The 15,279-nt window shown below is 35.5% G+C and carries 8 protein-coding genes; 6 read left to right on the plus strand and 2 right to left on the minus strand.

Annotated elements, in window-relative coordinates:
• Positions 1 to 7: 7 nt before the first annotated feature.
• A complete protein-coding gene (gltB, locus tag AC51AA_RS17525; protein ID WP_500703483.1) occupies positions 8 to 4,525 on the minus strand; it encodes a glutamate synthase large subunit in 4,518 nt (1,505 codons plus the stop codon).
• Between the two features lie 415 nt (positions 4,526 to 4,940).
• Between gltB and sucC the strand changes: the two genes are divergently transcribed.
• Positions 4,941 to 6,137, plus strand: a complete 1,197-nt coding sequence (sucC, locus tag AC51AA_RS17530; protein ID WP_500703484.1) for an ADP-forming succinate--CoA ligase subunit beta — start codon at positions 4,941 to 4,943, stop codon at positions 6,135 to 6,137.
• A 94-nt stretch (positions 6,138 to 6,231) separates the two neighbouring features.
• On the opposite strand, the gene AC51AA_RS17535 is transcribed toward sucC, so the two are convergent.
• A complete protein-coding gene (locus AC51AA_RS17535) occupies positions 6,232 to 7,038 on the minus strand; it encodes a DUF5694 domain-containing protein (protein ID WP_500703485.1) in 807 nt (268 codons plus the stop codon).
• A 220-nt stretch (positions 7,039 to 7,258) separates the two neighbouring features.
• Between AC51AA_RS17535 and AC51AA_RS17540 the strand changes: the two genes are divergently transcribed.
• From AC51AA_RS17540 to AC51AA_RS17560, 5 genes are all read left to right on the plus strand, one after another.
• The gene (locus AC51AA_RS17540; RefSeq protein WP_500703486.1) at positions 7,259 to 8,299 is read left to right on the plus strand and encodes a sensor histidine kinase; all 1,041 of its coding nucleotides are present in this window, start codon (positions 7,259 to 7,261) and stop codon (positions 8,297 to 8,299) included.
• Between the two features lie 95 nt (positions 8,300 to 8,394).
• Positions 8,395 to 9,120 carry a LytR/AlgR family response regulator transcription factor gene (locus AC51AA_RS17545; RefSeq protein ID WP_500703487.1) on the plus strand — a complete coding sequence of 242 codons (726 nt, stop codon included), beginning with the start codon at positions 8,395 to 8,397 and terminating at the stop codon, positions 9,118 to 9,120.
• A gap of 250 nt (positions 9,121 to 9,370) precedes the next feature.
• Positions 9,371 to 12,109, plus strand: coding sequence for a substrate-binding domain-containing protein (locus tag AC51AA_RS17550; protein WP_500703488.1), 2,739 nt, complete (start codon positions 9,371 to 9,373; stop codon positions 12,107 to 12,109).
• A gap of 230 nt (positions 12,110 to 12,339) precedes the next feature.
• Entirely contained in the window at positions 12,340 to 13,698 is a 1,359-nt protein-coding gene (locus tag AC51AA_RS17555; protein WP_500703489.1) for a sugar porter family MFS transporter, read from the plus strand.
• On the plus strand, positions 13,661 to 15,268 hold the full coding sequence (locus AC51AA_RS17560) for a glycoside hydrolase family 32 protein (protein WP_500703490.1): 1,608 nt from the start codon (positions 13,661 to 13,663) through the stop codon (positions 15,266 to 15,268). Before AC51AA_RS17555 ends, AC51AA_RS17560 begins: the two co-directional genes overlap by 38 nt.
• Positions 15,269 to 15,279: the final 11 nt, after the last annotated feature.

The following is a 15,279-nucleotide window of genomic DNA, read 5'->3' on the forward strand; positions in this document are numbered from 1 at the left end:
CAATCATTTAATCTGCTATTAATTCTTCTATTTTTTTCTCTTCTGCAATTCGTTGTAATGCCTTTTTGTAATCAGTTGGCATCACTTTTACGAAATTATTTTGCTCATTTTCCCAGTCTGCTAAAATTCTTTTGGCTAATGGGCTGCTAGTATACAAAGAGTGATTTTTAATCAATCGTCTTAGTTTTGATACATCCTCAGCTTCGATCGGGTCAAAAGCGACCATTTCCATGTTGCATAATGTGGCATCAAATTGTTGCTTTGGATCGTAAACATAAGCTACACCACCGCTCATACCAGCTGCGAAGTTTCTTCCTGTTTTTCCTAAGACTACAACAGTACCACCGGTCATGTACTCACATCCGTGATCTCCAATTCCTTCAACAACGGCAGTTGCTCCAGAATTTCTTACAGCAAAACGCTCTCCGGCCATTCCATTAATATAAGCCTCTCCGGTAATAGCTCCGTAAAGGGCAACGTTTCCGATAATGATGTTTTCTTCAGGTTTGAAGGTTGCAGTAGGAGGGACTTTGATAATCAATTTTCCTCCAGATAATCCTTTTCCTAAATAATCATTACAGTTTCCGTGAATTTTAAATGACAATCCATTGGTAGCAAAGGCACCAAAACTTTGTCCGGCAGAACCTTCAAAATCAACTAAAATGGTGTCAGCTGGTAAACCTTGCGCGCCATATATTTTTGAGATTTCATTACTCAAAATAGCTCCTACAGAACGGTCTGTATTTTTAATTTTAAAGGTAACTCTTGTTTTCTCTTTTCTATAGATAGAAGGAATAGCTTCTTTGATAATAGCGAAATCCAATACGTTTTCAAGTTGGTGATCTTGTTCTGTTGTATTGTGAATTGGTTCCGTTTTTGCTTTTTCCGGTTTGTATAGAATAGAAGACAAGTCTAAACCATTGGCTTTATAATGTTTGATAGCTTTGTTCACATTTAATTTTTGTGACTGACCTACCATTTCTTTCAATGTTCTGAAACCTAATTGCGCCATGATCTCTCTTAGCTCTTCCGCAATAAAGTACATGAAGTTGATGATGTGCTCTGGAGTTCCTTTGAAATTCTTTCTCAATTCAGGATCCTGAGTTGCAATACCAACTGGACAAGTATTCAAGTGACAAGCTCTCATCATAATACAACCAGAAGCAACAAGTGGAGCGGTAGCGAAACCAAATTCTTCAGCTCCTAATAAGGCAGCGATAGCTACATCACGACCTGTTTTCAATTGTCCGTCGCATTCTAAAACCACACGACTTCTTAAATCATTTAAGATCAAAGTTTGTTGTGCTTCTGCTAAACCAAGTTCCCATGGAATACCTGTGTGTTGCAATGAAGTTAGGGGTGCAGCACCAGTTCCTCCGTCATAACCTGAAATCAAAATAACATCAGCTTTTGCTTTGGCAACACCGGCAGCGATGGTTCCAACTCCAACTTCAGAAACTAATTTTACGTTTACACGTGCTTCACGGTTGGCGTTTTTTAAATCAAAAATCAATTGAGATAAATCCTCAATAGAATAGATATCGTGGTGTGGTGGTGGTGAAATCAAACCTACATAAGGTGTAGAGTTTCTGGTTTCAGCAATCCAAGGCACCACTTTTTCTCCAGGTAACTGACCACCTTCTCCAGGTTTAGCTCCTTGAGCCATTTTAATCTGAATCTCTTTAGCGTTTGTCAAATAGTTGATCGATACGCCAAAACGTCCAGAGGCAACTTGTTTGATAGCACTATTTCTTGAATCTCCGTTGATTTCTTTTTGGAAACGTTTTGGATCTTCCCCACCTTCTCCAGAATTACTTTTTCCACCAATTCTGTTCATGGCAATAGCTAAATTCTCATGGGCTTCTCTACTGATCGATCCGTAAGACATAGCTCCTGTTTTGAATTTCTTTACAATTTCGGTCCAAGGCTCTACTTCGTCAATAGAAATTGGATCTAGATTGTTAAATTCAAACAAACCTCTAATAGTCATTAAGTTTGAGCTTTGCTCATTGACCATATCGGAGTATTCTTTATAACTTTCTGGGCTGTTCAAACGAACGGCTTGTTGTAATTTTGCAATAGTGGTTGGATTGAACATATGTTTTTCTCCACCTCTTCTCCATCTGTAAATACCACCAATTTCTAGGGGTAATAAGTTGGCAATTTTAGAATTAGGGAATGCTTTTTGGAAACGTTGTTTCACTTCGTTCTCTACTTCGATTAGACCAATTCCTTCAATTCTTGAAGGAGTGAATGGGAAGTATTTGTTGGTAAAGGTTTTGTTTAAACCTAAAATCTCAAAAATTTGAGCAGCTCTATAAGAATGTAAAGTAGAGATACCAATTTTGTTCATGATTTTAAGGATCCCTTTTGCAATGGCCTTGTTGTAGTTTACAATAGCGTAATCTGCTTTTACTCCTGTAATGAATCCTTGGGTAACTTGATCGTGAATGATTTCGTTAACCATATAAGGGTTGATTGCACTGGCTCCATATCCAAACAATAAGGCAAAATGATGCGGTTCACGTGGTTCTGCTGATTCGATAATGATTCCGAATTTAGAACGAACTTGTAGGATGTTTAAAGAGTGGTGAATATAAGAACAAGCCAATAACATTGGGATTGGAGCTAATTCTTCGCTTACTCCTCTGTCGGATAAGATGATGATGTTACATCCTTCAGAAACCGCTTTAAATGTGGCTTGAACACATTTTTCAAGAGCGCGCTCTAAACCGTTAACTCCTTTTTCTATTTTGTATAAAGTAGAAATGGTAGCTGATTTGAAATCTGCGTGATCAATGTTTTTTACTTTATCTAAATCCTCGTTAGAGATAACTGGATTTTGGATTTTTAATTTTTTACATTGTTTAGACTCAATTTCGAAAATATTGAAATCTCCACCAATGGCTAAACTAGTATCGGTAATGATTTCTTCACGAATACCATCCAAAGGAGGGTTGGTAACCTGAGCAAATAATTGTTTGAAATAATTGTATAATAATTGAGGTTGTTCTGATAAAACAGCAAGTGGTGTATCGTTACCCATAGAGCTGATCGCTTCAGCACCTTGACCTCCCATCGGGTTAATGATGGTTTTTAAATCTTCAATAGTGTAACCAAATAAACGTTGTCTTGTATGAAAATCAAGTTTTTCAACTGGAGCAGGATTATTGGTATAAGGTACTTTAGCCAATTGTAACAAATTCTCGTCAATCCATTGTTGGTAAGGACGTTTTGTTACCACCGATTTTTTAATTTCGTCATCTTCAATAATACGACCTTCGTTCATATCCACCAAGAACATTTTTCCTGGCTCTAAACGACCGTGCTGTACGACATCTTCTGGTTCTACATCTAGTACACCAATTTCTGATGACATGATTACAAAACCACTTTTTGTCAAAGTATAACGAGAAGGACGTAGTCCATTTCGGTCTAATAAGGCACCAATTACATTTCCGTCAGTAAAAGGAATAGAAGCTGGACCATCCCAAGGCTCCATGATACAAGAGTTGTATTCATAGAAGGCTCTTTTTTCTGGCGACATGGTCTGGTGTTTTTCCCATGCTTCTGGAACGACCATCATCATCGCTTCTGGTAAAGAGCGACCTGTCATTAACAAAAGTTCGATCACCATATCCATAGAAGCAGAATCTGATTTTCCTTCTAAGATAATAGGGAATAATTTTTTGATGTCGTCTCCGAAAATTTTGCTTTCCATCAGCTCTTCACGAGCACGCATACGGCTAACATTTCCACGAAGTGTATTGATTTCACCATTATGACACATGTATCTAAATGGTTGTGCTAATTCCCATGAAGGGAAAGTATTGGTAGAGAAACGTTGGTGAACTAACGCCAAACGAGTCACTAAGTCAGGATCTTTTAAGTCAATATAATAACGGCTGATGTCTTCTGGCATCAAAAGACCTTTATATATTATAGTAGTTGTTGATAAACTAGAGAAATAGAACATATGACTTTCAGAGGTTTTTGATCCTCTAATGGCATGCTCTGCTATTTTTCTAGCCGCAAAAAGTTTTGCGTTAAATTCTTGTTCCGTTAAATTTTGACCGTTCTTGCTAACAAAAACTTGTTTAACTGTTGGTTGTTTTTCTGCGGCAATCTGCCCTAAATTAGTTTCGTCAACCGGTACATCTCTCCAACCTAGAATCTTTAAGTTTTGATCCTTAATAGTAGATTCGAAAGCATTCATGCAAAAAGTAACTTGGTTCTTGCTTTTTGGTAAAAAAACCATTCCTACAGCATACTCTCTCGTTTGAGGGATTTCAAAATCACATACTTTTTTAAAAAAATCATGTGGGATATCGAATAAAATTCCAGCGCCGTCTCCAGTTCTTCCATCAGAACTAACTGCACCACGATGTTCCAATTTTATTAAGATATCCAATGCTTTGTGAATAATATCATTTGATTTAATACCATTCAAATTACAAATAAATCCTGCACCACAATTGTCGTGTTCAAATTCAGGCAAATAAAGCCCTTGTTCTTTAACTTTCATTCTTGATATTTTTTCTACAAAAATAAAGATTTCGTTAAATATAATGTATTGAAATTAAACTTTGGCTTACATTTTTGTTGGAATATTAGAAAAACGGTTCTTAAATGCTAATAATTTTACAGAAGGCGTTGCGAAATATCAATTTGACAATAGGTTTTGAATTATATTAGGAAAAATCGGCAAATAGGTAGTGATTCCGTAGTGTTTTTTGTTAAATCTCAAACGATATAGTGTTTTAGAGTTAACGTTTAACCCACAATTTTTTAACGTTTTTTTGGCGTGAAAATGGAATATACTCTCAATATGGATCGGAACGATTTTTTAAGTGAAAAAGATTTTACTATTAAGTTGAATTTTGCTACTTTTGTCGCACTTTTATTCTGAAATAAATTCAGAACCAGACAAATTCTATATTATGAACATACACGAATATCAAGGAAAAGAAATTTTAGCTAGTTACGGAGTACGCATTCAACGCGGAATTGTGGCTAATAATGCGGTTGAAGCTGTAGCTGCTGCAAAACAATTAACTGCCGAAACTGGTACAGGATGGCACGTGATAAAAGCACAGATTCACGCAGGTGGACGTGGAAAAGGTGGTGGAGTGAAGTTGGCTAAAAACTTGCAACAGGTTGAAGAAATTGCAGAACAAATTATCGGAATGCAATTGATCACACCTCAGACTTCTGCTGAAGGTAAGAAAGTGAATAAGATTTTAGTTGCTGAAGATGTATACTATCCTGGTGAAAGCGAAACTTCTGAATTTTATGTTTCTGTTTTATTGAATAGAGGTACAGGTCGTAACATGATTATGTATTCTACAGAAGGTGGAATGGATATTGAAGAAGTTGCTGAACACACACCACATTTAATTTTTACTGAAGAAGTTGATCCTAATGTTGGATTACAAGGTTTTCAAGCAAGAAGAATTGCTTTTAACTTAGGTCTTTCTGGAAATGCTTTTAAAGAAATGGTAAAATTCATTGATTCATTATACAATGCTTACATTGGTTCTGATGCTTCTATGTTTGAGATTAACCCAGTTCTTAAAACTTCAGATAATAAAATTATGGCGGTTGATGCTAAAGTAAATATCGATGATAATGCTTTATACAGACAACCTAAATATGCTGAAATGCGTGATATCCGTGAGGAGAATCCAATCGAGGTTGAAGCTAAAGAAGTAGGATTGAATTACGTAGATCTTGACGGAACAGTTGGATGTATGGTAAACGGTGCTGGTCTTGCAATGGCTACTATGGACTTAATTAAGTATGCTGGTTTTGAGCCTGCTAACTTCTTAGACGTAGGTGGAACTGCTGATGCTAAACGTGTTGAAACGGCTTTCCGTATTATCTTAAAAGATCCTAACGTAAAAGCTATTTTGATTAATATTTTTGGTGGAATCGTTCGTTGTGACCGTGTGGCGCAAGGAGTTGTTGATGCTTACAAAAATATGGGTGATGCAATCAATGTGCCTATTATTGTTCGTTTGCAAGGAACAAATGCTGAAATTGCAAAAGAATTAATTGACAATTCAGGTATGCCAATTTTATCTGCAGTTCAATTCCAAGAAGCTGCTGATCAAGTTAAAGCTGCATTATCTAAATAAGATACAAGCAAAAGAAGATTCATTACGGTGCATTTTCAAAACATAAAAAATCCATTCCGTTTTCGGAATGGATTTTTCATTTTAAACAATAGCGCTATTGTTTTAGGACGGTGGACAACTCTACCAATTCAAAAGTAGGATCATAGGCGATGAACTCTCTGAGCATCGCTGCGTGGCTTGCTCCAAGTAAAACCATTATTTTGTTATCCGTATTTTGGGTTAGTTTCTGGATCAGCGCATACATATATAGGTTTCTTCGGTACCATTCTGAAACCAAATAAGCGCCCACAAAATTGTCCGTGTTACCTCCTCTTAGAGCGATTTCATGGTACCATCTCAAGTCTTGTTCCATTGTTTTTTTAGTATTGAAATGCAATAGTAAGTCGGTTAGGGAAGAGGTGGCTATTTTTTGATTGGTGCTTTTTTCAAAAGCGATCATTTCTTCTTCGCTTCTTTTGAGTAAATCAAGTTGATTGGCCTGCTTCATTCCTTGTACCAAACTATCATAAGGAAAGGTAGTTTTGTTGTAGTCAATGGCGAAGAGCTTTTTGTGGCCTAACTTTTTGGCGGTTCTTAAGGCTAGTTGTACGCGTTCATCGGCCTTTTTAAGCAGTAAACTATCGGTGTTTTTTCCGTAGAATTTATCCAATTGCGCTTGTTTTTCATAATTCCATTCTATAAATATTTTATCAGGGCCAAATGCTTTTATTTTAGTACTGATGTCTTCTAGTTCTTGTTGGCTTTTGGTACTCAGTACATTAAAGGTATTTACTTTGGCAACATCTAAGCCCGGGTTTTCAAAGTGAAAAGTACCGATTAAAAGAATTTGTTTCTTTTTAGATTGTCCTAGGATGGACTGAAATGCAAAAATAAGCAATAGTAATAAGGTGATTTTTTTCATGGTAATTGGTTTTAAATTCATCGCAAATGTAGCCTAGCCTTTGAGTTGGATTTTGCGTTTTTGATCAACAGCAGCTTTGGAATGATCAACCCTTAGTAGTAGTGGTCGAAAAATTTGATATACTATTTTTGATGGTAGGTCCCAAGAAACTGCGGTTTTGTATAAATAGTCTTTTTTTATAAGGTGATAGTTGTATTTTTGAAAGTACAACCAGCGTATTATGAAACTAAAAATTCCGTTCTATTATCACATTGTCCTTTTCCTAGGATTGTTTTTGACGTACTGTCTTTGGGATTATGGGATAAACAATCGGATTGCTATATTGGATTCCACCAAACTGTATTTGTGGATTATCGGAACATTTTTACTTGCTGTCTTTGTGGTCTATATTATCAATTTTTATACTTTTTGTGATTGGTTTTTGAACAAGAAGAAAATTCATTTTTATTTTTTGACGATCCCCTTTTCATTAATTCTTTTTACAGCAATACGTTATTTGATTCAAGAAGTGATCGTATTTCAAATTACTGGAATTCATAACTATGCTGAAGAAACCAGAGTATGGAGTTTTTACCTGCGTGATAATTTGTTTTTTGGACTACCGGCAGTGATTTTTAGTGCCTTAAGTTATTTGTTTTGGCAGTTTCAAAGTACCCAACAACAAAATCAAGAATTACTCTTGGAGAATAAAAAAGCAGAGTTTCAGATGCTAAAGTCACAAGTGAGCCCGCATTTTTTATTCAATACGCTCAATTCGTTTTATAGTCAATTAATACTAAAAGAGGATGACATGGCTAATGATGTTTTAGTGCTTTCGGATTTATTGCGCTATGTCATTACAGAGACCGATAAAGATGAGGCTGTACTTTCGAAAGAAATACTGTTTATTCAAAACTATATTCATTTGCAGCAAAAAAGGTTTGAAGATCAACTTTTTTTAGATTTCCAAATTGAAGGTTCTTATACAACGGAAAAAATCCTTTCAGCAGTTTTAATTCATTTTATAGAGAATGTCTTCAAGCATGGAAAATTAAATGATGTGCATAAAAAGGCCGTAATTGATATTAAAATAAAGGTCGGTTTTTTGGAGGTTACTACCTTTAACTATAATGTGGAAGGGGAAAAGTATTCTTCAACTGGAATTGGTTTTGAGAATTTGAGGAAGCGTTTGGAATATGCGTATAAAACGCAGTTTATACTTGAAAAAACAGCAGAAAATGATATCTTTAAAACGTATTTAAGAATACCTTTAACGCAATAAGAGGAGTCGTACACACTAATGAGAAGGGGGTGTAAGTAAGATCAATTAATGTAAGGCTTGATAGAGATCAGTGGTGAACAATTAAAAGCAGCTATATGAAGTTTAAATGTATCATAGTGGATGATGAGCCGCCAGCAACTCGTATTTTAGAGAATTACATCCAGAAAGTTTCTTTTCTCGAGAAAGTGGGCGTTTTTAATGATCCATTAAAAGCCTTAGAATTTCTCAATACACAAAGTGTGGATGTGATTTTTTTGGATATTCAAATGCCTCAGTTGACAGGGTTGCAGCTTTCTAAAATTATTTCCAAAGAGATAAGAGTTATTTTTACAACGGCCTATCCTGATTTTGCTTTAGAAGGGTATGAATTAAATGCCGTTGATTATTTACTGAAGCCCATTGCCTTTGAGCGTTTTTACCAAGCGGTCTCTAAACTAAATGGAGACTCCAAAGCGGTGGCTGCTACCAACCATACAGCCGATTTTATTTTTGTGAAAACAGATGGCAAAAATAAATTTCAGAAGTTGTTTTTAAATGATATTCTGTATGTAGAAAGTCTTCAGAACTATGTTTGTGTTCATACTCAAAAACAGCAAATTATCACGCACTCTTCGCTGAGAAATGTACTAGAATCACTTCCTGAAATGGAGTTTATTCAGATTCACAAATCCTATGTTGTTGCGCTGAAGCAAATTGAATCTACCGATAGTTTTTCGGTTTTTATCAACGCTAAGGAATTGCCCATTGGCGCGACTTTTAAAGATCACTTTTTTGAAAGAATAGGACAGAATGTATTCAAAAATAAAAATACCTCTAAGTGATTTGTAGAGGAATTGATGTAGGGTTTATTTGCGAAAGCAAGGTAATGTGTTGTATTGATGCTCTTTATTATGCGTAGATATTCACTTACTGGTTTGCTTAGATGAAATAAAAGTTTAATTTTACTTTCTGAAGTGTATATTCCCTTCTTGCTTGTCATAACAAAATAAACCTTCCTAATTATTTTGACAAGTCGTGGATTCAAGAAGCAGCTTTAAGAACTCATTTCTATTTACCTAAACTCGTAAATTCATGTATCAATTTGTAAAATATATTTTGATGCTTTTGGTAGCATCATTAAGTTTCGTTTCCTGTAAACAAAAACAGGGGGATAAAATCAAAGTGGGATTTTCGCAAGCCATGACTACAGATGATTGGCGCAAACAAATGAATGGCTCGATAAGAGTGGAAGCATCTCTTCGACCAGAAATCCAACTCAAGATCAGTGATGCCAATAACAATATAGAAAAACAGATTGAGGACATTGAAAGATTCATCTCTAATAAAGTAGATGTTATTATTGTATCTCCAATTGAGTCTAAACCGCTGACAGCCGTTGTTGAAAAATCGATAAAAGCGGGTATTCCAGTTCTGGTAGTAGATCGAAAAATTGAGGGCGAAAAGTATACGGCATACCTAGGGGCGGATAATATTGAAATTGGTAGAATCGCTGCTCGCTATATTATTTCGCACAGTAAAGGTTCCGGTAAAATTATTGAAATTACGGGTGCAAATGGTTCGTCGCCAGCCTATGAACGTAGTTTAGGATTTGATCAGGTAATCCATGAAAACAAGCGATTCAAAGTGGAAAACACGATTCAAGGCGACTGGGAGGGTGAATCGGTTAAGGTGCCCTTAAAAACCATTCTTTCACAAAACCCTGACATCGAATATATTTTTGCCCACAATGATCGGATGGCTTTAAGTGCCTGGGAAACGGCTAAAACAGTAGGCTTAGAAAAGAAAATTAAATTTATTGGCGTTGATGGACTCAATACAGTTAATGGTGGTATAGAGTTGGTGAAAAGCGGTGTTTTAAATGCGACCATTTTATATCCCACAGGAGGCAATGAAGCTTTAAAATTGGCTTTAAAGATGTATAATAAAGAGGCCGTTTCTAAAAATAATATTCTCAGTACCATTGTGATCGACCAAAACAATGCTGAAATTATTGAGAACCAAATGGATAAAGTCGATCAGCAACAAAGTGTTATTGAGTCGCAGCAAGGAGCGATAAACGTGCAGGAAAGGGAATATGCTTCTCAGAATAATCTGGTTCGGTTGCTGAGCTTTTTCTTGGTGATTATTTTGAGTTTAACCCTGTACAGTATTTATTCGACTATTTCTATATCCAGAAAAAAGAAACAACTCGAAAGGATTAATCAAACGGTCATTGATCAGAATAATGAAATTCAAGAAATGGCCCAAATAGCGCAGAGAAGCAATGAAGCAAAATTGAATTTCTTTACAGGTCTTTCGCATGAATTTAAAACACCCATCACTTTAATTATGAGTTATGTGGAATCGTTAATTGAAAATGAAAAAATTAAAGGAACAGCACTTATTGATGAAGTAAAGTTAATTCACAAAAACTCTAATAGATTACTGAGATTGATCAATCAGCTGTTGGATTTTAGAAAAATTGAAGAGCAAAAATTTACCTTAAGAGCCACCAATACTAAGATTTATGATTTTACAAACGAGGTCATGACCAACTTTAAAGGCGAAGCTGCTCGTAGAAATATAGATTTTCAGCTTAGTTGTAAAAACAAAAATCTGGAATTGTATATTGATCGTGGATTGATGGATAAAGTGTACTTCAATTTACTCTCTAATGCCTTCAAATTCACTCCTGATAATGGGAAAATAGCGATTTCAATTGTGGAAAACCAAGACAATACGGTTAAAATTAGTTGTAAGGATTCGGGGATTGGAATTCCTGAAAATGAATGGTCTAATGTTTTTAATCCTTTCTTTAGAGCTTCGAATAATAATAAAAATAGTTCAGGAATAGGACTTCATCTTTCCAAAGAATTTGTGCTTTTACATCAAGGGACAATAGAATTAAAATCCAAACAAGGAAGTGAATTTGTCATTACGCTCTTAAAAGGAAGTAGTCATTTGCAGCCTTCAGAGATCGTCAATAAAGCAGAAAATCTACCCATTACGCCCAATTTAGTAACAGATAATTTAGATATAGAAAATGATTTGAATGAAGTGAAGGATATTGCGGAATCAGAAAAACATACGCTATTGGTTATAGAAGACAACATCGATTTGGTGGCCTTTTTAAAGTCTAAATTATCAAATGAATATGTAGTACATACTTCAGACGGAAGTGATGCTATTGAAAAAACGATGGAAATTGTTCCCGATATCATTATTTGCGACATTAATTTGGTAGACAAAGATGGTTATGAAATTAGTAAGGAATTAAAAAAGGATCTGCGTTCTTCGCATATTCCCATTATTATTTTAACGGCTCAAAGTAACAAAGAAGCTGTTTTGAAAGGATTGCAAAGCGGGGTTGATCAATATCTCACTAAACCTTTTAGTCTGGCTATTTTAAAGCAGTCCATTTCGAGCTTACTTTTCAACAGGGAAAAGCTTCGTTACTATTATACCAATAACATCTATCGTGTGGAGCCTGAGTCTAAATTTGGGAATCAAGAACAAGCTTTCATTACCAAAATGAATGATATGATTACGCGAAATGTGGAAGACCCTAAATTCTCTGTTGAAGATTTAGCGGATAAACTTGGAGTTTCCAGAGTGCAGTTGTATCGAAAGGTAAAAGCCATTATCGGAATTAATATTAGTGATCATATTAATAATGTAAAATTAGAGAAGGCAGCAGAGCTTTTAAAGGCTAATAATATGAATATTTCTGAAATTGCCTACTCCCTTGGATTTTCTTCTCCAAACTATTTTTCTACAGCTTTTAAGAATAAATTTGGAATTTCACCAAAGGAATACAAATCATCCAATTAGTATTGTTTTCAAATGGTAACAAATCAGGTATCAATTTTGTACCTTATGTAACAAAATCGTAACTACACGGTTTTCGTAGATAATTTTTAATTCATGTAAAGCCTTGTAAATAAAGGCTTTGCTGATTAAATGAGAAACTATCAATAATTATAGAATTAAATTGTAACATCATTAAAAATAAGTTGTTTTTATTGCGGATATCTTAGCAACAAGTTTTTAATACATCTACAATGAATAAGATATTGATTTGGTCTGTTACTGCTGCACTAGCAGGTTTTCTATTCGGTTTTGATACCGTAGTTATTTCTGGAGCTGATAAACAATTGCAGCTTCTTTGGCATTCATCTGATGCTTTTCATGGATCTGTTGTGATGGCAATGGCGCTTTGGGGTACAGTTGTAGGTGCCATTTTTGGGGGAATTCCCACGGATAAAATAGGTCGTAAAAAAACCTTATTTTGGATAGGGATTCTATACTTTATTTCAGCCATTGGTGCTTCTTTTGCCAATGATCCATTTGTTTTTGCTGCTTTCAGATTTATTGGAGGTTTAGGTGTTGGTGCTTCAACCATAGCCGCTCCAGCTTATGTTTCTGAAATTGCTCCAGCTGACAAACGTGGTCGTCTAGTGGCGTTATATCAGTTTAATATTGTATTGGGAATCTTAATTGCCTTTATATCGAATTACTTTTTAAAAGATATTGGAGAAAACGCTTGGCGTTGGATGGTGGGTGTTCAGGCTATTCCTTCTGTCATTTATATACTTTTCATATTGACAATTCCTGAAAGTCCGAGATGGTTACTATCTAAAAACCGTGATGAAGAGGCACGTAAAGTGTTGTTTCAAATTGATCCATCAGCAGACCTTACGGATCTTATGGATGATTCAAGAGAAAATGGCACTACCAAACATGAGAACATTTTCATGAAAAAATACCGTTTCCCTTTGATTCTGGCTTTCTTAATTGCGTTTTTTAATCAGTTTTCTGGAATAAATGCCTTTTTATATTATGCACCAAGGATTTTTGAAGAAGCAGGTTTAGGACAAAACACGGCTCTATTGAGTAGTATCGGAATTGGGATCACCAATCTTATTTTCACTTTAATAGGAGTGGCCTTAATTGACAAATTAGGAAGAAAGTTATTGATGTATATTGGTTCTATCGGATACATCATTTCTTTAGGATTAGTCTCAGCCGCTTTTTATTACAATTGGGGAGGATTATCAGTACCTATTTTTCTTTTCTTATTCATCGCTTCACACGCCATTGGGCAAGGAGCTGTTATTTGGGTATTCATCTCAGAAATTTTTCCAAACCATATTAGGGCTTCAGGACAAGCTTTTGGAAGTTCAGTGCATTGGGTCTTGGCCGCGATTATTCCTTCTTTAATTCCGATGTTATTCTCAGAGATAGGACCAGAAGTTGTCTTCTTAATCTTTGCCTTGATGATGGTGTTACAATTACTGTTTGTCATTTTTATCATGCCGGAAACCAAAGGAATGTCTTTAGAAATATTAAGCGAAAATCTAACCAAAAAAAATATCAAAAAAAATGAAATCAACGAAACATCTACCCCTAGCATTTTATAGTGCGATACTCCTTTCAATAGGAGGAGTTAAACCCTTTTCAGCTGTTGGACAAAATACTGCTGTTTCTGTATCCACTACCGTAGAGGAACAAATGTATCGACCTAATTTTCATTTTACACCCAAAAAAGGATGGATGAACGATCCCAACGGAATGTTCTATGCTGATGGATATTATCATTTGTTTTACCAATATTATCCCGATAAAAGTGTTTGGGGACCTATGCATTGGGGACATGCTATTAGTAAAGATTTAGTAAAATGGGTGGAGCAACCTATTGCGTTATATCCCGAGAATGACAAATACATTTTTTCAGGAAGTGCAGTTGTAGATACACATAATACTTCAGGTTTAGGTACAGGAAAATTGGCGCCTATTGTTGCAATTTATACCCTGCATGATATGACCAAAGAAAAAGAAGGTAAAATTGATGTGGAACAACAAGACATTGCCTATTCGAATGATAATGGTTTTACATGGCGGAAGTTTGAGGAAGGAAACCCTGTTGTGAAGAATCCTGGAATTCGTGATTTTCGTGATCCAAAGGTGAATTGGGATGAAATTCATCAGCAATGGATTATGGCTGTTGCTGCGCAGGACCGAACTCAGTTCTATAGCTCTAAAAACTTGAAAGAATGGAAATATTTGTCTGAGTTTGGAAAAAACATTGGTGCTCACGGAGGGGTTTGGGAATGTCCAGATTTCTTTCCAATAAAAGTAAAAGGCACTAATGAAACCAAATGGGCGCTCATTCAAAATTTAAACCCAGGCGGCGCCAATGGAGGTTCAGGAACCCAATATTTTATCGGTGACTTTGATGGAACTACGTTTACACTTGATGCCAACTTTGCTAAAAGAGTAGAAAAGGAAAAAGCCGTTTGGATTGACTACGGTAAAGATAACTATGCAGGCGTTACTTGGAATAATGTACCCGGTGCTGATGGACGACGATTATTTATTGGATGGATGTCCAATTGGGATTATGCGCAACAAGTTCCTACTACAGCGTGGAGAAGCAGTACGACAATTGCTCGAGAAATTCAGTTAATCAAAAAGGGAAATGACTATAGTTTGATTAATAATCCGGTGAAGGAAATCAATAGATATATTTCTAAAACGATTACTAAGAAGAGTCTAAAAGGAAAAGGACAATTAGCGATGCTTGAAGCTGGTAAAATTGATTTAACCAAGGCGATGATCAGTTTTAATATAAAAAACCTTAAACAAGATAACTACAGTTTTACACTTTCTAATAAAGCGGGAGAATCTTTGATTTTTGGGATCAATAATTCAGAGCACTATTTATTTGTGGATCGTTCAAAATCTGGTAAAAATGATTTCTCAGATAAGTTTGCTTCAACGATCAGCAAAGCAGGATTAGATGGCAACCAAAAGGAAGGGGTTTTTAAAATCATTTTAGACAAAACATCCATTGAAATATTTTACAATAATGGCGAAAAAGTGATGACCGAAATCTTTTTCTCAAGCCAGCCATTTACCAATCTGTCCGTTTCTTCAAACCAAGGAATCGAATTGAGTAATCTCGTATACAACCAATTAAATATAAACTAAAACCAAAACCA

Source organism: Flavobacterium sp. OHVDL-2026-0007 (assembly GCF_059882335.1).